The following is a 23,861-nucleotide window of genomic DNA, read 5'->3' as shown; positions in this document are numbered from 1 at the left end:
ATGGCTAAGTTAAAAGATTGTCAATTTATTGAAATTAAGATTGATGGCAAAGTGATTTCTGGCTCTTCTGAAGAGAAGAAATACAATAAATGGATGGAAGGCTATGCCTCTGGGGGAATTAGTACGGTTTCTGGTCAGGATGGTGCTTATTTCGATCATGTAAATATGTCCATTTTAATGACCAAGGACACAAGTAGCTTTTATGAGTATTACCTGAAGCGTGGTTATAAAGAAATCATAATTACCATCGTTCATCGTGGTTCTGACCAGTTTGATCAGGACTATGAAGTTCAGCGCACGGTTTATACCAAGTGTAAAATTAATTCACTGAGTATTGAGCGCCGTGATGACTTATTCATGAATATTATTTTCTCTCTTGAGGGAATGATTGAAGTGGTATTTAACGTACCGAATGCCAACGGAAGTGGCCTGGATAAGATTGGGCCAATCAAATACGACATTCCGGAAAAAGCACTTAAATAAGTTGCTGTGACCACCCGGTAGCACAAGTGCTACCGGGTTCAGGAGCCTGTGCTTGTGATTACTTCATTACTTGTTCGCCTCAGCGATAATGAGCCTCATCAGGAAGAGGATGATTATCCCTGGGATTTACAATCGTGCGAGTTATTGGTTAATGAATTAAAAATGATGCTAACTTCGCGTGTCCGGATGCCTGATATTGATAATATGCCAGAAATTAATGCCTCGATTTTAAATTATGGTATCAATGAGACTTTTGTTTCTGACGAAGAAACAATGAATCGTTACATCGTACTGGAGGAAAGAGTAACCAGGGCGATGCAACGTTTTGAACCCCGTATAGCACATTTTTCCGTTTCCCGCGCCGCAGATGAAAATGAACCAGAACTCATGGTATTTACTATTACGGCTCATTATGAAGATGCCCCCATCATAGTAGTATTAAAATGGAATAATATGACGGGGCAGTTTTATATTCATGAATAGATTGCTTGCTTATTATCAGAAAGAAATGCACTTTCTGAAAAATCACGGTAAGAAATTTGCTCAACGGTTTCCTAAAATATCCCGGCGGCTTGGTTTTGTTGATGGTGAAACCGAAGATCCGCATGTGAGCCGTCTTATTGAATCCTTCGCTTTGTTGACTTCGCGCATTCATCAACGCCTTGATGATGATATGCCTGAGGTAACAGAAGCGCTGTTATCTGTTTTGGCACCTCAGTTTCTGCGCCCACTGCCTTCGTGCTGCATTGTGATGATAGAGCCTGACAGGCAAAAAAGCGGAATAACCGGTAAGAACGAGCTGGCTGCGGGCATGGCGCTGTTTTCTCGTCAACGGGATCCGTTACCTTGCCAGTTCCATACCGTGTACCCGGTCACGCTGTTGCCTCTCGCAGTGGATAACGCTGTCTTGCACTTCGACAGTGATGAACTGCGCTGGCAATTACAACTCCAGTTTCAGGTTTGGCCAGGGGCAATACTGGGTGATGAGACCATCCGTCTCTACTTGCATGGCCCGGGTAATGCGGTCAATACACTGTATACACTGCTCTGTTCAGAAGTCAGCAGCCTGGTGTTGCGCCATAACGGTATTGCTATTGAGCTGGATCCTGGTGTGATTACCGCAGTGGGTTTCAATTCAGAGGATGCGCTCATTTCTCAGGATTCACGCATCGCACCTGTCCATATTCTGTTGCTGGACTATTTTTGGTTTCCACAAAAATTTTCGTTCATTGATATTGCTCTGCCTGCCGGATTTCAGGCCAGTGGTAACAGCGTTTTTACTTTACAGGCTGTCTTTAGGCGTAATCCTCTGACTGAGCGGCTCGAAAAATTAGCCGGTCTGATTGACGTCAGCTTTTTCCGTTTGCATTGCACTCCCGCTATTAATCTCTTCACTCAGCGCGCGGAACCCATCAGCCTGACTGATGCCAGTAGTGAATATCCGGTCATACCGGATACCCGCCATCAGCGCCATATTGAAGTATGGTCTGTTGAATCGGTATCAGTGCAGCGTAAAGTGGATGATCGCATTCAGCATTACGTTGTCCCGCCGCTTTTGGAAAGCTACCAGGGGGCATTGCAAGGCGAGGATGCCGGGATAGCATGGCAAGGTTTTCGCCGCGAGACTCAGCATGCCGATGGGCCACAAACCCGCTTCAGCATTGGGTTCAGTGTGCGTACTATGCGCCAGGCCTCTTCGTCACCGGAAGTGGTCACACTTAGCTTATTATGCACCAATCACGCACTTGCGCATCACATGCCTTATGGGCAACAAAAAGGGGATTTTGATACCGATGCCCCGGTTGCCGGGCTGAGAATTTCCGCGCTGACTCAGCCAACCCGGCCTGTCTCTGCGCCTGAAAAGGCGGATATACGCTGGCGTTTTTTGTCACAGCTTTCATTAAATTTCCAGTTGCTATCGGGTGATCAAGGCGCACAACATCTGAAAGCCATGCTGGCGCTGTACAATTTCACGGATCAGCCCGGCAAACCTCAGCTCTATCACTTAATCCAGTCACTGGATTGCCAGCCTGTGACCGCAAGGCTTATCAGTAATGATCCCCATTCTCTGGCCCGTGGTATTGAACTGACCGTCACGTTTGACAGGAAGGCTCTGCATGAGCCGGAGTATTACCTGCTGTGTAGCTTGCTGGACCGTTTACTGGCTCTGTATGCACCGGTAAATAGTTTTACCCGTCTCACGACATGTGTTGAACATGAAACGGCAACCCGCCGTGTGTGGCCTGTGCGGGCGGGGAAACTGTCATGGATCTGATTCCGGTGGCGAGTAAGTTTAATTTTTACCAACAAATTCGCCTGTTGCTGCGCAAACTGCGTGACGGCCATACGCCGGAAGAGACGTTGCTGGATGAACAACTGCATATCACATCGTCGCTTTCTCTGGATGCGCCAGACGGGCAAATAGCGAGTATCACACGCGAAACAGCGGATTCGCCAGTAGAGATAACGGCTTGCTATAACGGTTTGACGGGGTCACTGGGTGCGTTGCCAACGGTATACAGCGAATGGATGATTAATCGTTATTACCGCTACAGTGACAGCAGTGCAAAAGCGTTTATTGACCTGTTCGGGCACCGCTTATATTGCCTGGATTACCTGGCCTGGCAGAAACATAACCTCTGTGCCCTGGCTGAGTCTCAGGATGAACCTCCGTTACACACCGCAATACAGGCGCTTACCGGGCGGCTTTGCGCACAGTCTCATCCAGAAAATACCCGTTACGCCTCGTTATTTTCAGCACCGGTTCGCTCAATGGTGAACCTTGAACAGCTATTGCGCCAGATGTTCGGGGTTCCGGCGCAGATAATTCCTTTTACTGGTGGCTGGCAACCCGTTCCGGCGCAAGAGTGTTGCCAGCTTGGCAACCCGCATCACACGCTGGCAACAGCGCCCATGATGGGCCAGTCGCGTCTTGAGTTACATGCCAGTTTTGATGTTGTTTTAGGGCCAATGACGCCGGAAATATCGCGTAAATTTACCGCCCAGGGAAGTGCCTGGCGTGCGGTATGGTGCGCTATTCGCGACTATGTTGGCCCTGTTGTCAACTTTTCCGTTTCCTTGACTATCCAGAGTACTGATTCTGCCCCCAGGTCACTGGGGCAGCAGATTCTGGGTCTCAATCTCTGCCTTGGCAGTAATGCGGCAGCGCACCTTTACCAGGTGCGTCTGGTTGCCCCCACTGACTAAACAGGATGTTTTTATGTCACTGCTCGACCAACCAAAACGTTCTCAGCAACAGCACTTATTGAGCTGGAATGGTGCAATCGCGGATGCGCTGTTACTGGTCTCTTTGCAGGGCGAGGAAGCGTTATCGTCGCCTTATTGTTACCTGCTGCGCTCTATGACACGCCAGACAGAGGAGCAGATCGCCCAATGGCACGGGCAGGCGGTGTCCTGCCGGATTGGTGAAGAAAATATGCCGGGCCCGGTGCGCTATGTCCACGGTGTGGTCACACGTATTCAGTATGCCCGGCAGGGGAAGGATGAAGCGGAATGTATTTTCACTCTGGAGCCTGCGCTGGCACCACTGAAACTGGGGCGGGTGATGCGGGTTTGGCAAAATATCAGTGTGCCTGATTTAGTGAGTGAACTGTTACGCACTCATGGGATTAACGAGCTGGAGATGCAATTACATGGTTCCTACCCGGAACGGGAATATTGCATACAGTACCGCGAATCTGCGTTTGATTTTATCCAGCGTCTGTTGGAAGAAGAGGGGATTTACTATTTCTTCCGTCACAGTGAATCAGGGCATCAGCTCATCCTTGCCGACCATCCCGCCAGCCATGTCGCTATCAGTGGACGTTCTCTGGCCTGGCACGATGCCGGGCGTTTACTGTCCGGCGGCGTCATTGATAGTTGGGTTTCAGAGGCTTCGTTATTGCCTGGGCGTGTTGAGTATCATGGATTTTCCATGCCGCAGGCAGCGGCAATTGATGTTGGCCATAGTGCAGGCAAACAAGGCACAAAACTTGATGATGTCGTGTTTACTGATATTACCCCCGCGGGCGAACGTGGGGTGATTACCCGTCATGCAGAACATGCCATGGCTGCAAGGGAAGCGAATGTGCTGAAATATCAGGCAACCTCAGCGGTTCACTGGTTATCCAGCGGGGAAACCTTCACGCTCACTGACCATCCTTCTGGTGAAAGAGAATACCGTGTGCAGGCATTAACGCTGGATATTGCCAATCACTCGGATGGGAAAACCAGCCATTGCCACTGTAAGTTTGAAGCCATGAGCAATGACTCGCCATGGGCTCCACCAGTGAAATATTCCCCGCGAGAAATCCCCGGCGTACTGCTCGCCACCGTGGTTGGCCCGGCATCGGAAGAGATCCATACCGATGAATACGGGCGAATCAAGATTCAGTTCCCCTGGGACCAGGAAAACCCGGCAGACGACACCAGTTCTTGTTGGGTACAGGTTGCTCAGTCGTGGGTTGGCGGAAAGTTTGGCGCACAGTTCATTCCTCGTGTGGGGAGTGAAGTGCTGGTGAGTTTTGTTCAGGGGCATCCGGACCACCCGGTGGTGACGGGCTCGGTCTACAACGGCCAGAATAAACCTCCTTTTGCTTTGCCGGATGAAAAAAATGAGAGCGGTTTTATGACGCGCAGTGCAACTGGCGGGAGTGTTGATGACGGGCACCGGCTCAGCTTTAACGATAAAAAAGGCGAAGAGCGGTTGACCATTGTGGCCCAAAAAGACCTTGAGCTGACGGTAAAAAATGAGGTGAAAAATACTATCGCCGCTAACCGGTTTACAGAACTGACCAAAGGTAATGACCAGTTGGTGCTCCGCCAGGGTGATATGAAGCTGGTGCTGGAGAAGGGAAACTGGCAGCAAAGTATCACGGGGAATATGGCGACAGAGCTGAAAAACGGCGATTACGCCCTGAAAGTCGCAGGCGGCGGGCAGGTTAAAACTGACAAGGCGCTCAGTCTTGAGTCCACGCAATCTATTGAACTCAAAGTGGGTGCTAACAAAATCACTTTGTCTGCCAGTGGTATTTCTATTAATGGAGCAACCCTCAAATTACAGGCCAGCAGTACGGCTGAAATGAAGGGGGCCATCCTCAAGCTGGAAGGCAGCGGCACTGCGGAACTCAAAGGTGCAATGGCGACAGTATCCGGTAGCGGCATGGCCCGGGTATCTGGCGGCATCACCAATATCGGTTAAGGAAACACTATGTCCGAACAGGGATTTTCACACCAGCAATGGCTTGAGCGTGGTGACTGGGAAATGGCGTTACAGCAATGGGTGGATTCTCACCCGGCACAAGCTACTGGCTTATGTCTGGCTTCCGTATTGCGGGAGGAAACCCCGCCCGAACAACATGCGGTTCTGGACGAGATTACCCGCTGCTTTCAGAAACATGATAACGCGTTACGGTGGCGTATTTTTAATCGCTTTTCACTTGAGGGATTTGGTTCACCTGTCGGTGCGCTGGCACTGGCGCTATTTTGGTCCGAAGGCAGTCTGGCGCCGGAAGGTGTTGACCCCGTTTATCCCGACCCGGCGCTGGTTCCGCAAATGCTGCATACCACGATGTTATTGCTGGCGGCTCAGCTTAATGACTCACCAGTCGAAGGCACTCGCGCACTTTTAAACCGTTGTCTGGCATGGGAGGCGATGAGCAAATGAAACCGGCGGCCAGAGTGTCTGATATGCATGTTTGCCCCATGGTTACACCAGGGGTTCCGCCTGTTCCGCATGTTGGAGGGCCCATTATGCCTCCAGGTGTACCCACGGTACTGATTGGTGGTTTGCCTGCCGCCACAGTTGGCTCCATGGCGACGTGTGTTGGCCCCGTGGATACGATTGTTATGGGAAGTACCAAAGTATTGATTGGCAACAGACCCGCTGCACGGATGGGGGACACCTGTGCCCATGGTGGCACCATTGTTAGCGGGTGTCCTACCGTGTTGATTGGATAAATTAAGGATGATTATGCAACCTGAAATAGCCGCGCTTTTAGTGCCAATAAGCCCTGAAAAACCCGGTGGGGAAAATTTGGAATATGAACCCCTGTTCGATGTGATTCGCGATGCGCGTGAAAGCGATCCTGTTGATGTTTCACAAGGCGAGTGGGCGCTCAGGGAACCCAAAAAAGCAGACTGGAAAAAGGTCAACACACTTTGTTCTGAGGCTCTTAGCCTGCAAAGCAAAGACCTGCAACTGGCATGTTGGTTCGTTGAATCACGTTGCCAGTTGTTGGGCCCGGCAGGGTTAATCTCTGGTGTTGATTTCCTGAGCGAGTTTATTACCCGTTTTTGGTTTCAGTGCTGGCCATCGCTGGAAGACGATGGCGTGGTTATACGGCGAGGCCGTCTGACGCGCCTGGACAGAGATCTCAGCCAGCATCTGTTCAGCCTTCCTTTGTTAAGCCACGCGCAATCATCTCTGTCGCACTGGCGGCAGGTTCTGGCATTTGAGCACAAGATCAACTCTCATCCGGATGCGCGTGATGCGCTTATTGAGGAAGAAGGCGATCTGACGGTTGAAACCTTCGAAAAGATTTCGGCACATTTTTCCTCTTTCGAAATTAGTCAGCTGGCGGATTTAACCGCCCAACTAACCAGTGCGCTGGCGCAACTGGATGCCCGTTATGTGTCCATCAGCCAGGACATGGAAGGTGGGGTTTTTACTAAAACACGGTCCACACTTAAGGACATTGAGGATTATTTGCAACGTATGGCGCAACGTGTGTTACCGCAGGCGAACGCGGAGACGGAAGCGCTGATACCTGTTGCCGTGGTTGAAGACAATAGTGCAATGCCTTTCGTTTCAGCGGAGTCTGTGGTTACCCCTTCCTCTGTTATGACGCGTGAACTGGCGGTTAGCCAAATGCTGGCGATTGCCGACCATTTTCGTACAAATGAGCCTTCCAGCCCGGTACCGTACTTAATGGAGCGGGCTGCGCGCTGGGCAGGAATGACCCTGACAGAGTGGCTGGAAGAGATGCTGAACGACACCAATAGCATCAATGATATCAACAATGTATTGGGGCGAAACCACGAATGAAAAAAACATTTTTGGGCAGCCTGATATTGATGATGGCGTTGTTGACTGCCGGGTGCGCCTCAGATAAGACCGCGGCGACATCGGAAAAGCAAGCTATTGAGCAGGCAAATACGCCTTTTGCGCAGGGCGCAATCTCACTCGCCATTCAAACTGACCCGGACCTTAATGCACTTAATGGGATTGCCAACAGCTGTACCCTGCTGGTGATTCAGTCTGAACAGGTCAGCACATTGAATAAGTTGCTCTCCAACCCGGTGATGTTGAAAGGTGTATTCAGTGGCGCAGGTGCGCAAGGGGATATCCTGAAAGTTGACCGTTACGCGGCCATGCCCGGGCAAAGTGTCACTCTGCATATTGATCGCAGCGAAAACACGCGTCATGTGGCAATTGTCGCTGGTTATTATCCATTCCCACAAAAACAGCACATGGTCGCTTTTGCTATTCCGGTACAGACGAAAAGCCGCGGGTGGTGGAAGCGTACCTGGCAGGCTGAATTACAACCTGCAGCATTGAGCATGCGCCTGGGAAGCCAGCGAATCAGCCAGTTCCAGGGAGGGAGCCCCATCCCGATTACGTTTATGAATAATAACGCTGAAGCCGCACCGGAACCGGAAGCCGGGCCTGAATCGGAAAACAAGGAGGGTTGATATGTTGCCAGAGCTCCAGCAGGTATATTGGTATTCAGGTGTTTACCTGCAACCACAGCATTTACAGTCTACAGACCTGCACCATAATTTTATGCTTTCCCGGCATCGCCAACTGGCGCAACCATGGAATGTGGGCATCATCCAGTGCGATTTTAATCCAGAACCGCTGGTCGATTTCTCAATAAAAATGACACGGTTGCAGGCTATTTTGCCTTCCGGTGATTATCTCGAATTTCCCGGAAATTGTGTGTTGCAACCCCGCCAGTTTCGCGATGCCTGGAAACACCTGGAGAAACCTTTCACATTGTGGCTCGCGTTGCGGCGCTTTGACCCGGGCCACGCCAATGTGGGCGATACCTCCAACAGCCGCTGGGTAAAGACGCCGGAAGAGGGCGTTATGAAAGATGTGTATTTCAATGGCCCGGAATGCAGTGTTGCCCGCATTATCTACAACGTACAAATTCTCAGTGATGAAGAAAAAGCCGTTGTTGTGGACTGTGAGTTTTTGCCATTTCTGCGTCTGCGTTATGACAATGACCGTGTGATTGTTGACCCGGACTTTTGCCCCCCGCTGGTGAACATTAATGGTTGTGCAATGCTGAAAAACTTACTGGCAGGGTTGTATGCTGAACTGGCCAGTCGCATGCACAAATTTGAAGAATACAAGCGTCCGAAACAGAGTAAACATAGCGACAAGGGCGATATTACCCAGTTGCTCGCTATGCGCACATTAAGCCGGACACTTCCTCTGCTGAACCATTTTTGCCGTACGCCCAATATGCACTCCTGGCCCGTGTTTGGCTTATTAACCCAGCTTGTGGGGGAGTTATCCAGTTTCAGTGAACAGTGCTCCTTTACGGGCGAATGGGGAGGCGAAAGCATGTTGTTACCCTATGACCATTATAACCCGGCGGCTTGTTTTCTCAGCGCCAGGCGGGTGCTGACCTCCTTACTGAAAAATTTAACGCTGCAAGATAACACCTGGGTTCACCTGGTAGCGGATGAACAGAATGTGTTTCGTGGTGATTTGCAGTCATTGCCATGGCAGAACACAGGCAGTGTGTTGCTGCTATTGCGCTCGGATACGCTGGCAGCAATGGCGCCAGCAGAAAATCCGGGGTTCAAAGTGGCGCCCGCCCGCGCTATCACCCGGCTGATTCAGCACGCGTTGCCGGGCGTTAACGCCACCTTATTGAATCCGACTCCACGAGGCGTGCCTGACAGTAAAGACGCTTTTTACTTCAGCCTTAATTCACAAGACAGCTTGTGGCAAGGCATTGAGCAGGATAAAGACATCGCTTTTTATTGGGATGGCGCACCCGAGGACCTTCAGGTCCAGGTTATCTTCATGGAGGACAATTAATGGCTCTGTTGGATTGTTACCTCCCTGTGTTCAAAAAGATAATCCTGATGTCTGGCGAACATGCGGCATATCCGGAGTATGACAGCGCGCGCGAGGCCTGCATTGATGCACTTGAAACAGCCATGCAACGCGCTGCTCAACAGGATGCCTGTGAACAGGAAAAAGAGGCGGCCAGGCTGGCTGTGATAGCCTGGATGGATGAAACCATCCTTTGCTCATTATTGCCCTGGCGTCAGCAATGGCAAGGTGAGTTACTGCAACGTAAGTATCTGAATATCACCATTGGTGGAGAGCGTTTTTTCAGCGAGCTTGAGCAACTTGAGGTGACCTGGCAGCAGGCGCGTAAAGTCTTCTTATTCTGTTTACATAACGGTTTTCATGGCCAGTACGGCTCACCCGATGATAAAGCGGCCTTGCTCGGCGTTATTGCACAACAGCGCAAACTCTTATTACCGGAGGCCTGGCATCAGTGGCCCTGTGCCGCCGCCATAACGCCATGTTCCACTGAGCCACCGGCAGTGATGTCGCTGCATAAACGGCCGTTATTCAATCTCACTGTCGCAGTTACGCTGTTATACGGTGCGGTATTCCTTTCTCTCTCCCTGTATATTAATTGAACGTTATGCTCAAGAAATTAGCCTGTTTTACCGGCTGGCTATTGGTGATATGCCTGTCGCTACTATTTTGTTTCACTCTGGGCTTATGGCAAAACTGGAGCACGCCAGTGATTGTGTTGTGCTGGTTGCTGATGTTATTGATTACTGCTGTGATTTGGGCCGGGGCTCAGAGCCTGGTGTCCATTTTCAAAGGGAAAAAAGGGCAACGGTTCTTGCGCCGATACCGCCTGTCACGCCGGGAAGGCGTGCTGCTTAGCCACTGGAATCCCGGCGCGAGCGTTATCAGGCGTATCCGGCGTAAGCGCACCCGCCTGCCCTGGTATATTTTGCTGGGTGAGCAAAGTGGTAAAAGCACATTACTGGCAAGTGCCGGGTTACCGCGTTTTTATGATGATGGTGATAATACCGTTATTGGCCCTACCCGTACTCTGCGCTGGTGGTTTTTCCGTAACTTATGTGTTCTTGACCTCTCCAGTAATTTTCTGAAAGGCAGTGCGCCTTTTCATTATGCCTGGGGCAAGATTGCTCACTGGTGTGCGCGTATGCCAGCGCCGGCGGGAATGATTGTGACAATCCCGATGAGTGCACTGATTGAGGGAGATTTCAATGCCCTGCATGCCAGCGCTCGCCGCCAGCGTGCATTAATTGAGCCGCTTATGCGCCGTTTTTCATCACGTCTGCCACTGTATGTGCTGGTTACACAATGTGATGCGTTCCCCGGTTTTAGCTTGTGGCACAATCAGTTATCTCCTGAACAGCGTCAGCAAACCCTTGGCTATAACTGGCGTACACCTTTGCCTGTTGATGGTCAGGATGAACAAACATTGCAGGCACTGTTTACCGCCCTGCACCATGGTATGTCTCAGGTACGGATGAGCATGGGTCGCCCTGAGCACCTCAGTGCTCAGGATTACGCGACATTGCTGGATTTTCCTGAAGCCTTCGGCCGCCTGGAGCCGGCACTGCGTTATGCTCTGGCCGCACTTTGTGAACCCAACGCCTATTTCAGCCATACCACGCTCAGCGGAGTATGGTTTGGTGCGGCTGAAATACAGGCCGACAATACCGGGAGGCGGGAAAGTGTATTTATGCATGATTTGCTGACACAGCACCTGCATGCATTAAGCCTGCATCACCATAGCTCGCGTTGGTTTTTCCGCTCATGGAGCCATATTGCATGCCGTATTGGCCTTGGCATATGTGCTTGCTGGATTATCGTGAGTGCAGTATTCAGTACTGGCCGGATACGTTCTGATCTTGAGCAGTTATCGCCTCAGGCGCTGGCCGTATTTCTTGCGGATGAAGAGAAGCACTCTGCATTTTCATTGCGTTACCTGCCATTTTCACCATTACTTAACTGGCAGCATACCCGGGCAGAAACCCGGTTATTGAGCCAGTCAGACAGCCTGCCCCGCCTGGCAGGTACCACGCTTTCTGCATGGCAGCAACGCGTTTTGTCTGCTGAACCGGCAGAGCAGCGTGAGCTTATTCTGCAACTGGCGAATGCCCTGCAAATTTGGCAGCACATGCAGGATGGGGCAGGGCTGGCCGTCCTTGAACAATTAGCTCCGGTAGACGAAGCGTTGCAACCCCGCACCTGGTTGGGTGAGCGTTCTTTGCTGGAGCGGCTGGCTTTTGAGCGCCACTACATGCAGAGCCCGGCAGGCGTGCAGTGGTATCTCACAGCACAACAGTTGTTAATAAGCCTGGTCAACCATGACCCGGAACTGGAGTGGTTGGTTGCTCCGGGTGATGCGCTGATCCCTTTGCAGGCATCAGCATTCTGGCCCTCGTTACCGGGTGATATTGCGCTGCCTGGTGCTCGCACCCGGTCTGGTAAAGCCACGCTGAATGAATGGGTCGCTTTGCTGGAACACAGCGCCGGGCAACCACTTCCTTTATTACAACAGGCACAAGCGCGCTGGCAAGTGGAGCGGCAGGATGCCTGGCGCCAGTATTTGGCTGATATATCCGCGCATCTTGTGTCACCACTACCGGTCATGATGCCGCGTGAGGCGTTAATCGCCATTGGGCAAAATAAAAGCTATGCGATGAATTTTGCCACCAATGCCGTAGAAGAACTGAGCGATATTCCCACCTCACTGGCACAGCCCTGGCTGGTGACGTTGCGCCAGTTGCAGCGGTTATCCCACGAGAATGATATGGCAACGCTACTACGTCGCGCTGCACAGACAGACAACAGAATGCGCCAGTCTCTTGGTTCATGGTTGAAAGGATTCCCGGATGTTAAACCCACCTGGAATCTGCAACAGTCGGAACAGGCCTGGCGTAAATGGCTGGATATTCGCAACAAATCTGTACAGGATGCGGTGGCGCAGAGCCAGTCAGGTGGCCGGTTAACCCGGGGGTTGTTTGCGGGCAACGAAGAGAATGACGCCAGCAATCCAATAGTGGAGCTGTTGCCTGCTATGCAAGTGTTGCAAGGGCATTTTTCAGCCGGAAGTGACGATACCGCAGTGGCGGCCATATGGGCCATTTTCGAAGATGATGCCCGCCGCCTTCTGGGGAATGCCATGGCGCACAGTGCGTGTTGGCTTAATTCACAGTGGAAGACTACGGTCATCAGGCCTCTGGGCAACCAGGCTGAAGTCCGTAGTTATGCCGACCAACAATCATTAAGTCATCAAATTGTCAGCGACTTCTTGAGTGGGCCGGCGAAAGCTTTATTAACTCTGGGGCCACAGGGTGTGGACGCGGCCGAATATGCAGATATGCGCGTACCTCTTGAAGACGATTTCCTGTATCTGGTGCGTCACGCTTTTCCTGCTGAGCTTTTTCTGGATGTACCTGAACGGGCAACCACGCGGGAAGGTGACTTACGTGCCTCCCTGCAGGCCCAGGTTGATGACCTGGTGGCCCAGCAGCGGGCACTGGAGAAAGACGCCCTGAAACTACAGGTGACCAGCCACCCGGCGACTATTCCGGGGGGAGCGGCAGTCATGCCCACTGGCACCCGGCTGACACTGAATTGCCAGAAAAACAGCCAGCAATTAACCAACATGAATTTCACCGAGCGGGCCGATTTCTCCTGGCAACCAGGGCAGTGCAATAGTGTCAGTCTTGATATTAATTTTCCTGATTTTTCAGTTAAATATGCATTAACTGGTGACGATGCCTGGCCCTGGTTTGTACAGCGCTTTGCTTCGGGAGAAGCCTACTTCGACAGCCATGAATTTGGAGAAGATGAATCATTGCTTAATCAGCTCGGCATTAAGCAAATCCTCGTACGCCTGAGTGTTTCTGACCCTTATGCGCTGGATGAAGGCTGGCAACGCTGGCTGGAACTGGCCAGCTACCTGAGTGATGCCCGCGAACAACTCGCTAATCTTGATGCACATTCTGCCCGCCAGCAGTCACGCGCTACGCTGGCAAGCCCCATTTCAGCACTGCCGGGTGATATCGCCCAGTGCCTGTAAATATGACAAGGACCGTTATGAGCCATTATCTGAAATCTATTATGAGTAAACTCAGCAATGAAGGGCGTAGCGCACTGGATGCCGCCGTGTGCCATGCCGCGTCACGCCGCCAGGCGGAAGTTATGCCAGAGCATGTATTGCTGGCGTTAATCCAGCAGGAGAGTGCGCTGCTGGAGTCTCTTGGCTTACAGGCGGGGTTGCCGGCAAACATGTTGCTGGCGGAGACACAAAAAGTCCTCGATGGAATTAACCGGGGGACAGCCTCTATGCCGGTGTTCTCAGCGGAACTGGAGAGATGGCTGACCGATAGCTGGTTGCTTGCCAGTGCGTCCTGGGGACAGGCGCAGATTAACCCTGCCGTGTTGCTGGCAAGTTTGTTACATGATGAAGGTGAGCATGTTTGCGCACCGGGTGTACAACATGCGCTGAACTGCGAACGGGATAAGGCGCTTCAGCTGCTGCGTACGTCCGGGGCTGACCAGGCTCCATCACTTCCAGAGAGGGCTGTGTCTGGTGCCAGTGGCGCTTTAGCGAAATATACCCGGAATCTGAGTGAACTGGCGCGCACAGGGAGCCTTGATCCGGTTCTGGGGCGGGAAGCGGAGATTCGCCAGATGGTGGATATCTTGCTGCGCCGCAGGCAAAACAACCCCATTCTCACCGGGGAACCCGGCGTGGGGAAAACTGCGCTGGTTGAAGGGCTGGCGCTGCGTATTGCCGCCGGTACAGTGCCGCCACGGCTGAAAAATATGGAAGTGATGACCCTTGACCTGGGGCTGTTGCAGGCCGGAGCAAGTGTAAAAGGTGAGTTTGAAAATCGTCTCCAGTCTTTACTCAAAGAGGTTGCCTGTGCCCCACAGCCGATTATTTTATTTATTGATGAAGCACATACGCTGATTGGCGCGGGTGGTCAGGCAGGGCAAAATGATGCCGCTAACCTGTTGAAACCTGCACTGGCAAGGGGGGAGTTACGGGTAGTTGCTGCAACCACATGGGCAGAATATAAAAAATATTTCGAAAAAGATGCCGCCCTGACACGGCGGTTCCAGGTAGTGAAGGTCGCTGAACCGGATATTGAGAATGCGACAACCATGTTACGCGCCATAGCCCCCGCGATGTCTGCCCATCATGGTATTCCTGTACTGGAAAATGCCATTCACGCGGCGGTTCATCTCGCCAGCCGCTATATTGGCGGGCGGCAACTGCCTGATAAGTCAGTCAGCTTGCTGGATACCGCCTGCGCCAGGGTTGCCGTTTCACAGACACATGAGCCGAAAGAAATTGAAGCTATTAATGTACAACTGCGTGCTATTGAGAGTGAGCATGAGGCTTTGGTGCGGGAGCAATCCGGGGCCGAACGCCAGGTAAAACTGGCGAGCCAGACTGTTACTTTGCAAAAACAGCGAGAGAGTTTGCTGGCTGAATGGCAACGCCAGCGTGAACTGGTGCAACAATTATTGCGCTGTGAAGATGCCAGTGAACTGGCTCAGGGGCGTGAAATGCTGGCGGCCTGGCATCAACACCACGCGATGGTGTTTGAATGCGTGGATGCTACCTGTGTGGCAGATGTGGTTGCAGACTGGACCGGTATCCCTCTTGGCCGCATGCTGGAGAAAGAACACCAGCAATCCGAGGCGCTGTTCGGGCGTCTTGCAGAACGCATCATTGGCCAGTCTTATGCGCTGGAACAGATAACTCAACAAATCCGCATCAACCGCGCCGGGCTGGGCGACCCGCTAAAACCCGCAGGGGTTTACCTGTTAGCCGGGCCATCCGGTACCGGGAAAACGGAAACAGCCCTGGCGCTTGCCGGGCTGTTGTTTGGGGGGGAGCATAGCCTGGTCACGATTAATATGTCTGAATACCAGGAGGCGCACTCTGTCTCCGGGTTGAAAGGTTCGCCTCCTGGCTATGTGGGGTACGGGCAAGGCGGGATACTGACAGAGGCTGTGCGCCGTAACCCCTATAGCGTGGTTTTGCTTGATGAGGTAGAAAAAGCACATCCGGATGTCATGGAATTGTTCTACCAAATTTTTGATAAGGGGCTGATTGAAGATGCAGAAGGCCAGGTCATTAACTTCCGTAATACCCTGATTCTGATGACGTCCAACCTCGCCAGTGCCACGCTTACTGCGGCATGTGACGGCGGTGAACAATCACCACTGGCGTTGGCGCAACTTATTCGGCCTGAGTTTGAACGTGTTTTCACACCTGCGCTGATGGGAAGAATGGTGCTGATCCCCTATCTGCCACTGCAGCCAGAGACACTGAGAAAAATTATTGACCTGAAGTTACAGTGCCTGTGTCAGCGGTATCAGCAGGCGACCGAAGGCCAGATATTGCCCGTCTATACCCGGCGTGTCGTGAACTGGGTTGCGGAACGCTGCCAGGTGAAACAGAGTGGCGGGAGGGACATCGATCAGGTCCTTAATCAGCACTTGTTACCGCGTCTGGCTGGCAATATTGGTAAACGTGGTTCTTCAGGTTCACTAAAAATTGATGCGGGAAAAAATGGGATAACCTTGCGTTTTGGCCGGGAGGTTAAATGCGCTCAGCCATAATTGATGGGAGTTTAACCGCTATCCGGTTTAATTGTTTCGACCCGCGCTGCCACCAGGTTTTTCTTCAGCTCAGCCACAATATGAGCCGCTGGAAGCAGCATGCCAGCGAACGGGCATGGTGGCTGGAGCAAGAAAAACAGTGCCACACGCTGTTTCGCCAGCATGGGTATGACCTGCAAAGTGGTGTCTGGTACTGCATGATTGCCTGCCAGTGCCATGGCTGGCAAGGTCTGACACATTCGCTCCAGTTACTGGTAAAAGGCCTGGTGAGCCAACAAAACCCTTGCTGGCCGCCACTGGCGGCAAAGGACTTGCGGCGCAATTTGCTGGAGTGGTGTTGTTCACAGCTGTTGCCTGTTATTTATGCCTTGCCAGGGAAAAAGCGCAGTGCGGCTTCGCGTATTCAGTTACTGGAAGTGGTGGATCAGTTATACCACCAGGCCGTGGCTCACCAACTGGTGTCTGCCAGCGAATTTAAGGTGCTGTTTCGCTGGCTGGAAAATGCCGCGCAGTCGGAGAGGGTACCCCAACCCCTTCCGCCAGTTGAGCCAGTGGTGCAGCCTGACAGCAGCACAGCCAGCATCCCGTTACTGACATGGCGGGCGCGTTGTATATGGGGGGCTTTGGGTGGGGTGGTTGCAGTGATGTTTATGGGGGGTATTTGGGGGCTGGGTAATTCCCGTGCGGCATACTATTCTCACCAGCTATGGCCTGATAATGCATGGTATATGAAATGGCGCAAGCAGGCCGAAAAGCATGTGGCCCTTTATCCTGCTAATCACTCTTATGAGCGGCTAAGCCAGCAGCTAATTGACCTGGAACAGCGCTTACTGGATGCAGAGCATAAACGTACGCCTTATATGACGATTTCTGCATTGAAAACCCATGTTTACCAGATGCGTGAAACCTTAAAAATGCAGGAGGCTTTGCTCGAAAACCAACTGAACCAGTTACAGGTACAGCGCAATGACCAGCAACCTGTTTCGCCTGCAGTGATACAGGCGTTAGAGTTACAACTGGAAGCGCTGCAATACCGTGTGTTGCTTCTCTCCTGGTAGCCATTGTTGGGGCCGGATACTGGTCACCGGCCTTAACAGCAGACACGGTTTTCTGTTAAGGCTGTTTGGTTTTCTTTTGCCGCAGGCGGCGGCGTTCTTTGGCGCGCTGGCTGTATAATTGCTTTGCATGGCGTGCCTGAATACCCAGTTCAGTTTGTTTACGCATAGCCCGGTTATACAGCGCCATATTTGCAACAGTGCGAAAACGGCGAGCATTCAGCATGGCGTAACTAAAAGTAATCCCACCCAGAGCGATAACTGCCGTGAGCAGATAAGAATGCGCACTGTCACTTTGCCCTGCCAGTGAATACAGGCAGGCGAAAATCACATACCCGGCCACTATCACCACCGTCACACCAAACTGAATTAAATAGCCTTTCATTGCCCGGTAGTACCCCCGGACACAAAAGCTGAGTAATGTTATTAAGCTGGCAATAAACAAGGCAGGGAGCGCAAGCATACCAACAACCTGTATGTGAACAGGCCAGTTAAACAGATGGCATAGCCATTGCCAGAACATCCCATGAGCAAGGAGATAACTCAGCAAGGCAAACCCGGCATTCAGGGCCAGGTTATAGGGAGCATCTGGGTGCTTACTGCCGGAATCCAGTGAGTGAGTGCCAACCAATGCAGCTAATTCCTGAGTGTTGGCCTGCCTGATTTGCGCCTCGGTCTGCTTCATCCAGGCCAGAGTAGTGGAGAAGTGTTTCAGGCCGATTTTCTTCACCTGCGCGGTTTTCTGCATCAGTTTTTTCGCTGGAATTGAAGCCTGTTGTGCCTGTTTAAACTTTGCATGGTGATACAGAACCACTTGTGCCAGCGTGCGAAAACGCCGGGCGCTGAGTAGCCAGAGGCTTAGCACGGTAAACCCTGCACCTGATGTTGAGGCGACTAATTCCCAGACTTGAATATTCCCCCCATACAAAAATATTCCCCATGTGCAGGTAAAAAATCCGGTGGCAATCATGGCGATACCCGCAGCCATAAAAAGGGCACTTTTCAGCACGCCAATATATCCACGCACGCCAGCAATACCCATAGCAATGAGCAACACCAGAAAGCCGCTACCGAACGGCAGAATATGGGTAAAAAAAGCAGATACAGGCCAACCAGCAAAGTTAAAAATTGCCAACCACAGCTTAAGTTGCAAGATAACGAAGGTGTATAAAACCAGACACACAGCCAGCATGTTTGCCAGACCGGGGGGGCTGGGCCAGAAAGTTTTGAGTGTAAGCCAGATACCTGGTGGTGCCAGGTGTTGCATAATTGCCTTCAGCGCTGAGGCATCGGCCTGCCTGATTTGCGCCTCGGTCTGCTTCATCCAGGCCAGCGTGGTGGAGAAGTGTTTCATTGTAAGGGGTATCACTCAGGGGTAAATGAATCCGTGGAGAAAAACTGCAGGAAGCCTACAGCATAACGCCCGGAATGGAACGGGTCTGCCAGAGGGTGAAATGTACCTGTCAGCCAAGGGCAGGGGCAACCTCTTGAGGTAAAAATCAGACCAGGTATTCAGGCCATTCTGAAAGATGGCCTGTGTGTTAGGCTGGGTGGTGTGTGCGGGCGTCTTTATGCTGATGATGCCATGGGGTCTTTCATCCAGCCCGCAATGATTTCACCATACAGGCTTTGTGCCTGTTCCAGTTTGTTCACCTCACAATATTCATCCGTTTGGTGTGCCATGGCGGGTTCCCCTGGCCCGAGAATAATACAGGGTGGATTTCCCAGCGCAGGTAACAGCAGCGAGGCATCGGTAAAGTAAGGCACGATTCGCGGTGTAAGTGGTGTGCCATGTAGTGGCTGGCAGAGCGCGAAAACCGCCTGAATCCACGGGTCTTGCGGGTCCGTCAGAACGGCGGGCAGGTCGACCTGCGCTTCCAGGCGAATATGTTCGCCAATATGGTGATGCAGCCGCTGGCAGATATCACTGTGGCTCAGATTCGGGGCGGTGCGGATATCCACATCAAACACAGCGTGGTCCGGGACTGAATTAATGTTCAGCCCACCGTGAATGCGGCCAACATTCAGAGTTGGGTGGCGCATTAACGGGTGATCCGGCCCGGGTGAAAAATGCTGGATTTTTTGCAGTGCGTCTGCCGCCAGGTAGATGGCATTGACACCCAGTTCAGGCATGGCTCCGTGGGCTGTCTTGCCAGTTGTTTCTGCCCGCAGCCAGAGCGCACCTTTATGCCCAATCACCGGGTAATTGGCTGTGGGTTCGCCCACAATCAACGCTCCTGGCGCGGTACCGGCCAGGCCCGACTCCAGTAATGCCCGCGCACCATCACACCCGGTTTCTTCGCCACCGGTCAGCCACAAGGTGACCCCCGTACCAGCACGAATGGCCGCCCGTTGTGCATCACAGGCACCAATAAATGCGGCAATGGCGGCTTTCATATCGCTGCTGCCACGCCCATACAGGCGGCCGCCCACGATATCTTTGCCGTACGGGTCATACTGCCACTGTTGCTGGCCCAGCGGCACGGTATCAAGATGCCCGGTAAACCCAAGTGGCGCACCTTGAGTATCGCCCGGTAACCGGGCAACCAGGTTGGTACGATTTTCGCCAAAGGGTAACAGGCTTACTTCAAACCCGCGCTCTTCCAGGTGGCTGGCAAGAAATGCCATGCAGGCGTGTTCATTGCCCGGCGGGTTTATGGTGTTGAACCCGAGTAACTGCCGGGAAAGGGCGATGAGTGGTGTCGTCATGAGCGGGCCTGAGTGAGCCAGTCCAGCGCATTGATCCACAGGCGGCGGTAACCGTCCCACTGGCAAAATTCATCGGGGAGCCAGTGAGCAGACATATCGCTGGTCCAGGCCAGAGTACGGCCTTTTTGGTATTCCCGCACCGCCAAAAGTGGGTGCCCGGTGCCAGATACGGTAGCAAGCAACTGGCCATCCGGGTGCATTTCGACTTCGTTATAGCCCAGCAGCCACGGCCATTCGCCTGCCAGCCCGTCCAGCACCGGGTGTTGGGTAATGCACTCTGCGCTGGCGCCTTCCGGCACTTCTACCCGGTCATCCCAGGGCAGGCAGCGCACCGGCAAAACTTTCTCGACTGCGGTATTGCGGTAGCGGGCACCGCCATTGATACCCTGAAAGCTGAAGTAACCGCCAACCATCATCAGGTTCCCGCCCCCGGCAACATAATCATGCAGTAACGTTAAGCGATTGGGGGTTCGGCGGCTTTTCAGCCAGGTGTCCGGGTGCAGCAGCAAGGTGTTCGCACCAATGTCTGATAAAATAACTACATCCCACGCCTGTAATGCTTCAAGAGTGGTGGGAAACTGGGCCTGGGCCTCGTGAGCGGGCATGTGGGTGACCTGGTAGTCACTCTCTTTCAGTGCCGCGATAAAGGCGTCCGCTCCGGTGTGGTAAGTGGCCGTGTAGAACTGGTCAAACCCTTTGACATGTGTGGCGCTACTGGTCCAGGATTCGCCGACCAGTAAAACAGACTTTTGCATGGATAAACTCCTGTTACCCGCCAAATACGCGTTGCGGGTTGGTTATCATTAGTGTTTCCAGTTGTTCGCCAGTAACGCCGTGGCGGCGTAAGCGGGGCACGAAATGTTTGAGGATGTAGCCATAACCATGGCCGCCATAACGGGTGAGCATGGTTTTCAAAAACACATCCTGGGAAAGCAGCACCTGGTGAATAAAACCGGCGTCAATCAGTTCGCGAACAGCACGGGCATTTTCTTCATCGGAAGGCGACTGGGCAGATTCGTCGGCATAGTAGTAGCTCATGCCAATCATGTCGTACTCCAGAAACGCGCCCCGTTTCGCCAGGCTATGTTGATAGGCTTTGTCGGCAAAACTGGGGTTCATGTGGCACAGCACGGTATGGCGCAGGTCTGCCCCTTCTTCTTCCAGAATATCCATCACCTTGTGGCCCAGCCGCTCCCAACCCGGCAGGTGGACTTCAATGGGGACCTGGGTTGCGGCATTGGCGCGCCCGGCAGCCCGCAGCGATTTCTCTTCTTCCGGTGTGAAGCGGCTGGAGATGCCAATTTCGCCAATTAACCCGGCAATCACGTCTGGTTTTTCATCCATGCCGCCCAGGTCGTAAATCAGTTTGTCGGCCAGCCTCTGGATATCCAGGGTTTTGGCCCAGTCCGGGTGTGATGGCTCCAGGTATAACCCGGTGCCCATCACAATATTCAGGCCAGTGAGCCGCGAGATACGCTGCAACGCATGGGGATCCCGGCCAATGCCAAGGTTAGTTGGGTCAACTACGGTTTCTCCACCCAGCGCGCGGTATTTCATGAGCTCTTCAATAGCGACATCTGCATCGAACAACTGGCAGTTATCACGGCTCATTAACGGGTTAAGCGATAATTCCCCAAGGTTCTCGATACTGACCGGCGCTTCGGCAATATGACGGTCGCTGCAACAGCACGGCGGAACCCACTTGCCTGCCGCATCCAGCAAAATATGTTCATGCATCAGTGTGACGCCCATTTCCCCAACAGGCAGTGGCCCTAGCACGGTCATCACACTGCCACTGTTCACACCAACGGGCAGCGGTGTGGAGTGGCGAAAAATTGAACCCTTCATGAGCTATCCTTTTGCGGCAGAACGGGTGGGGTTAAGAATGCGGGTGTTAAGCCAGATGGCGAGCAGGATGATGCAGCCCGTGGCAATCTGGGTATAGAACGGTGAAATATGGGACAGGATCAGGCCGTTCTGGATAACCGCAATGGAGAGCGCGCCCAACAAAGTGCCGATGATAGTGCCAAACCCGCCAAACAGGCTGGTACTGCCCAACACCACAGCGGCAATAACCTGGAGTTCGAAACCTTCGCCCTGGTTGGATGAGCCACTACCGAGGCGGGCGGTGATTATCATGCCAGCCAGTGCCGCGGCCATGCCACTGAGCATGTAAACACGCATTGTCACTGACTGGGTTTTGATCCCGCTGCGGCGTGCACCTTCGTTATTTGCGCCAATCGCGGTGACATAGCGGCCAAAACGCATATGGTTCAGCGCAAAATGGGCAATGATCAACACCGCGATACCGATCAGTGCGGGCATTGGGATGCCAACCACCCACGCCCTGCCCATAAAGGTAAAACCACTCCCGGCCGGAACCGGTATGGAATAGCCCTGGGTTATCAGCAGTGCCACACCACGAACGACCGCCAGCGTTGCCAGCGTGACAATAAACGCGGGGATCCCTTCACGGGCGATGAAAAAGCCATTAATAAGGCCTATCAGTGCGCCAACCGCCAGGCCGCCAATAAATACGACAGGCCAGGGCAGGCCCCAGTGATTCAGCGCAATAGCCGACAGCGCGCCCACCAGAGCCAGTGTGGATCCTACGGAAAGATCAATACCGCCAGTGGTTATCACAAAGGTCATGGCGCTGGCGACAATCAATAGTGGCGCAGTCTGGCGGATAATATTCAGCCAGTTATTGCCAGTCAGAAAGTAGTTGGTGATGAGCGTGAACACCAGGCAGCAGAACACGAAAAATAGCGCGATACTCACCACGCCGGAGTGGTTGTGCAAAATGCGTTTGGGCAGGCTGTGCTGCAGGACGCGGGGGCTGGACATATTAATGGTACTCATGGTTATCCCCTCAATGAGCCTGAGCGGAGTGGGCGGTGAATTTCTCGCCAACAATCAGGTTGACGATATCGCTCAGGCTGGTTTCGGCAACGCGACGGTCGGCAACGTTGGTGCCCTCGTACATCACCATGATGCGATCACAGACCAGGAACAGATCCTGTAAGCGGTGAGTTATCAGGATCACGCTGACACCACGGGCACTGACACGTTTGATCAACTCCAGCACGGCCTCCACTTCGGCAACGGCCAGGGCGGCAGTGGGCTCATCCATAATGAGCACTTTAGGGTTGAACGCCGCTGCACGGGCAATGGCGATGGCCTGGCGCTGCCCACCGGACAGGTTACGCACCATTAGCCGGGTATCAGGAATAGAAATTCCCAGGCCCTTGAGCATCTCCTGGGCTTCTTTGTGCATGCGCTGTTCATCCAGGAAAGGAATACCCAACACCTGTTTCATTGGTTCGCGGCCCATAAACAGGTTGCCGGCAACATCAACGGTGTCGCACAGTGATAAGTCCTGGTAAACCATTTCTATTTGGCAACGCCGGGCATCCGCCGGGGTCTGGAAACTGTGTTCTTCACCATCAATGCGAATTGCCCCACTGGTGGGGACTACAGCCCCCGACAGGATTTTGGTGAGTGTGGATTTGCCCGCACCATTATCGCCGACCAGCCCGAGAACTTCACCGGGGGCCAGGCGCAGGTTTACGCCACGTAATGAACGTATAGAGCCGTAAGTTTTGGTGATATTCATCATCTCGACTCTGGCCGGGACTGCCTGTTGTTGCATGCCATTACTCCCAATGTCGTGTGACGGTAGATGACGTTGCGTATTCGGATGGTCGCCACACCGGTCCACTTCTTGTAAACCGGTTTACTTAATGGTGACGACCATCCGTCAGGTTTGCTGTGTTCGTTACTTGTTCGCCGCATTTACCCAAGCAGTAACCATGCCAGGTTAAAAAATGCCCACTTGATATTTTTATAACTTATTGAATTTAAATTATTAGAATTGATATTTTTTAGTAAACCGGTTTACTAAGCAGCGGATGGGAGTGATGTCTTAACAGGGCGTGTTGCGC

Annotated in this window: 20 protein-coding genes; 14 read left to right on the top strand and 6 right to left on the bottom strand. The window is 52.7% G+C overall.

Annotation, left to right across the window (positions count from 1 at the left end):
• From MPHASIOC01_RS23875 to MPHASIOC01_RS23810, 14 genes are read left to right on the top strand one after another with little or no spacing between them, the layout of a single operon-like run.
• Complete coding sequence (locus MPHASIOC01_RS23875) at window positions 1-483, top strand: hypothetical protein (protein WP_064598534.1); 483 nt, start codon at window positions 1-3, stop codon at window positions 481-483.
• A gap of 54 nt (window positions 484-537) precedes the next feature.
• Window positions 538-966: a GPW/gp25 family protein gene (locus MPHASIOC01_RS23870; protein WP_064598536.1), complete on the top strand. Its 429-nt coding sequence runs from the start codon at window positions 538-540 to the stop codon at window positions 964-966.
• The gene (tssF, locus tag MPHASIOC01_RS23865) at window positions 959-2,758 is read left to right on the top strand and encodes a type VI secretion system baseplate subunit TssF (protein WP_064598538.1); all 1,800 of its coding nucleotides are present in this window, start codon (window positions 959-961) and stop codon (window positions 2,756-2,758) included. Before MPHASIOC01_RS23870 ends, tssF begins: the two co-directional genes overlap by 8 nt.
• Window positions 2,749-3,690 carry a type VI secretion system baseplate subunit TssG gene (gene tssG / locus MPHASIOC01_RS23860; RefSeq protein ID WP_353613432.1) on the top strand — a complete coding sequence of 314 codons (942 nt, stop codon included), beginning with the start codon at window positions 2,749-2,751 and terminating at the stop codon, window positions 3,688-3,690. The genes tssF and tssG overlap by 10 nt, the downstream gene beginning before the upstream one ends.
• A gap of 13 nt (window positions 3,691-3,703) precedes the next feature.
• On the top strand, window positions 3,704-5,683 hold the full coding sequence (locus tag MPHASIOC01_RS23855) for a type VI secretion system tip protein TssI/VgrG (RefSeq protein WP_353613431.1): 1,980 nt from the start codon (window positions 3,704-3,706) through the stop codon (window positions 5,681-5,683).
• Between the two features lie 9 nt (window positions 5,684-5,692).
• Window positions 5,693-6,148: a DUF6931 family protein gene (locus tag MPHASIOC01_RS23850; RefSeq protein ID WP_353613430.1), complete on the top strand. Its 456-nt coding sequence runs from the start codon at window positions 5,693-5,695 to the stop codon at window positions 6,146-6,148.
• Window positions 6,145-6,441, top strand: coding sequence for a PAAR domain-containing protein (locus MPHASIOC01_RS23845; protein ID WP_064598547.1), 297 nt, complete (start codon window positions 6,145-6,147; stop codon window positions 6,439-6,441). Before MPHASIOC01_RS23850 ends, MPHASIOC01_RS23845 begins: the two co-directional genes overlap by 4 nt.
• Before the next feature lie 13 nt (window positions 6,442-6,454).
• Entirely contained in the window at window positions 6,455-7,528 is a 1,074-nt protein-coding gene (gene tssA, locus MPHASIOC01_RS23840) for a type VI secretion system protein TssA (protein ID WP_353613429.1), read from the top strand.
• Window positions 7,525-8,175 carry a type VI secretion lipoprotein TssJ gene (locus tag MPHASIOC01_RS23835; RefSeq protein WP_353613428.1) on the top strand — a complete coding sequence of 217 codons (651 nt, stop codon included), beginning with the start codon at window positions 7,525-7,527 and terminating at the stop codon, window positions 8,173-8,175. Before tssA ends, MPHASIOC01_RS23835 begins: the two co-directional genes overlap by 4 nt.
• A 1-nt stretch (window position 8,176) precedes the next feature.
• The gene (tssK, locus tag MPHASIOC01_RS23830; RefSeq protein ID WP_353613427.1) at window positions 8,177-9,538 is read left to right on the top strand and encodes a type VI secretion system baseplate subunit TssK; all 1,362 of its coding nucleotides are present in this window, start codon (window positions 8,177-8,179) and stop codon (window positions 9,536-9,538) included.
• A complete protein-coding gene (locus MPHASIOC01_RS23825; protein ID WP_064598554.1) occupies window positions 9,538-10,155 on the top strand; it encodes a DotU family type IV/VI secretion system protein in 618 nt (205 codons plus the stop codon). Before tssK ends, MPHASIOC01_RS23825 begins: the two co-directional genes overlap by 1 nt.
• A 5-nt stretch (window positions 10,156-10,160) precedes the next feature.
• A complete protein-coding gene (locus MPHASIOC01_RS23820; protein WP_353613426.1) occupies window positions 10,161-13,592 on the top strand; it encodes a type VI secretion protein IcmF/TssM N-terminal domain-containing protein in 3,432 nt (1,143 codons plus the stop codon).
• 17 nt (window positions 13,593-13,609) lie between these two features.
• Window positions 13,610-16,153 carry a type VI secretion system ATPase TssH gene (tssH, locus tag MPHASIOC01_RS23815; protein WP_353613425.1) on the top strand — a complete coding sequence of 848 codons (2,544 nt, stop codon included), beginning with the start codon at window positions 13,610-13,612 and terminating at the stop codon, window positions 16,151-16,153.
• Window positions 16,138-17,211, top strand: a complete 1,074-nt coding sequence (locus MPHASIOC01_RS23810) for a VasL domain-containing protein (RefSeq protein WP_353613424.1) — start codon at window positions 16,138-16,140, stop codon at window positions 17,209-17,211. Before tssH ends, MPHASIOC01_RS23810 begins: the two co-directional genes overlap by 16 nt.
• Window positions 17,212-17,266: 55 nt before the next feature.
• Here MPHASIOC01_RS23810 and MPHASIOC01_RS23805 read toward each other — a convergent pair whose 3' ends face one another.
• The 6 genes from MPHASIOC01_RS23805 to MPHASIOC01_RS23780 form a co-directional block, all read right to left on the bottom strand.
• Window positions 17,267-18,562: a hypothetical protein gene (locus MPHASIOC01_RS23805; RefSeq protein WP_353613423.1), complete on the bottom strand. Its 1,296-nt coding sequence runs from the start codon at window positions 18,560-18,562 to the stop codon at window positions 17,267-17,269.
• 215 nt (window positions 18,563-18,777) lie between these two features.
• Window positions 18,778-19,917: a M20 family metallopeptidase gene (locus MPHASIOC01_RS23800; protein WP_353613422.1), complete on the bottom strand. Its 1,140-nt coding sequence runs from the start codon at window positions 19,915-19,917 to the stop codon at window positions 18,778-18,780.
• The gene (locus tag MPHASIOC01_RS23795) at window positions 19,914-20,672 is read right to left on the bottom strand and encodes a glutamine amidotransferase (protein WP_353613421.1); all 759 of its coding nucleotides are present in this window, start codon (window positions 20,670-20,672) and stop codon (window positions 19,914-19,916) included. Before MPHASIOC01_RS23795 ends, MPHASIOC01_RS23800 begins: the two co-directional genes overlap by 4 nt.
• A 13-nt stretch (window positions 20,673-20,685) precedes the next feature.
• Complete coding sequence (locus MPHASIOC01_RS23790; RefSeq protein WP_353613420.1) at window positions 20,686-21,765, bottom strand: phosphotriesterase-related protein; 1,080 nt, start codon at window positions 21,763-21,765, stop codon at window positions 20,686-20,688.
• A gap of 3 nt (window positions 21,766-21,768) precedes the next feature.
• Window positions 21,769-22,770, bottom strand: a complete 1,002-nt coding sequence (locus tag MPHASIOC01_RS23785; protein ID WP_197499281.1) for an ABC transporter permease — start codon at window positions 22,768-22,770, stop codon at window positions 21,769-21,771.
• Between the two features lie 19 nt (window positions 22,771-22,789).
• Entirely contained in the window at window positions 22,790-23,536 is a 747-nt protein-coding gene (locus MPHASIOC01_RS23780) for an ATP-binding cassette domain-containing protein (protein ID WP_353614976.1), read from the bottom strand.
• Window positions 23,537-23,861: the final 325 nt, after the last annotated feature.

Source organism: Mangrovibacter phragmitis, from assembly GCF_040429585.1.
GTDB lineage: Bacteria > Pseudomonadota > Gammaproteobacteria > Enterobacterales > Enterobacteriaceae > Mangrovibacter > Mangrovibacter phragmitis.
This window is presented reverse-complemented; position numbering and strand designations above follow the sequence as displayed.

What these genes read in the sequence shown, in the direction of transcription:
- MPHASIOC01_RS23875 (WP_064598534.1), top strand. Translation starts at nt 1, where the DNA reads ATGGCTAAGTTAAAAGATTGTCAATTTATTGAAATTAAGATTGATGGC.
- tssF (WP_064598538.1), top strand. Translation starts at nt 959, where the DNA reads ATGAATAGATTGCTTGCTTATTATCAGAAAGAAATGCACTTTCTGAAA.
- tssG (WP_353613432.1), top strand. Translation starts at nt 2,749, where the DNA reads ATGGATCTGATTCCGGTGGCGAGTAAGTTTAATTTTTACCAACAAATT.
- MPHASIOC01_RS23855 (WP_353613431.1), top strand. Translation starts at nt 3,704, where the DNA reads ATGTCACTGCTCGACCAACCAAAACGTTCTCAGCAACAGCACTTATTG.
- MPHASIOC01_RS23850 (WP_353613430.1), top strand. Translation starts at nt 5,693, where the DNA reads ATGTCCGAACAGGGATTTTCACACCAGCAATGGCTTGAGCGTGGTGAC.
- MPHASIOC01_RS23845 (WP_064598547.1), top strand. Translation starts at nt 6,145, where the DNA reads ATGAAACCGGCGGCCAGAGTGTCTGATATGCATGTTTGCCCCATGGTT.
- tssA (WP_353613429.1), top strand. Translation starts at nt 6,455, where the DNA reads ATGCAACCTGAAATAGCCGCGCTTTTAGTGCCAATAAGCCCTGAAAAA.
- MPHASIOC01_RS23835 (WP_353613428.1), top strand. Translation starts at nt 7,525, where the DNA reads ATGAAAAAAACATTTTTGGGCAGCCTGATATTGATGATGGCGTTGTTG.
- tssK (WP_353613427.1), top strand. Translation starts at nt 8,177, where the DNA reads ATGTTGCCAGAGCTCCAGCAGGTATATTGGTATTCAGGTGTTTACCTG.
- MPHASIOC01_RS23825 (WP_064598554.1), top strand. Translation starts at nt 9,538, where the DNA reads ATGGCTCTGTTGGATTGTTACCTCCCTGTGTTCAAAAAGATAATCCTG.
- MPHASIOC01_RS23820 (WP_353613426.1), top strand. Translation starts at nt 10,161, where the DNA reads ATGCTCAAGAAATTAGCCTGTTTTACCGGCTGGCTATTGGTGATATGC.
- tssH (WP_353613425.1), top strand. Translation starts at nt 13,610, where the DNA reads ATGAGCCATTATCTGAAATCTATTATGAGTAAACTCAGCAATGAAGGG.
- MPHASIOC01_RS23810 (WP_353613424.1), top strand. Translation starts at nt 16,138, where the DNA reads ATGCGCTCAGCCATAATTGATGGGAGTTTAACCGCTATCCGGTTTAAT.
- MPHASIOC01_RS23805 (WP_353613423.1), bottom strand. Translation starts at nt 18,562, where the DNA reads ATGAAACACTTCTCCACCACGCTGGCCTGGATGAAGCAGACCGAGGCG.
- MPHASIOC01_RS23800 (WP_353613422.1), bottom strand. Translation starts at nt 19,917, where the DNA reads ATGACGACACCACTCATCGCCCTTTCCCGGCAGTTACTCGGGTTCAAC.
- MPHASIOC01_RS23795 (WP_353613421.1), bottom strand. Translation starts at nt 20,672, where the DNA reads ATGCAAAAGTCTGTTTTACTGGTCGGCGAATCCTGGACCAGTAGCGCC.
- MPHASIOC01_RS23790 (WP_353613420.1), bottom strand. Translation starts at nt 21,765, where the DNA reads ATGAAGGGTTCAATTTTTCGCCACTCCACACCGCTGCCCGTTGGTGTG.
- MPHASIOC01_RS23780 (WP_353614976.1), bottom strand. Translation starts at nt 23,536, where the DNA reads ATGATGAATATCACCAAAACTTACGGCTCTATACGTTCATTACGTGGC.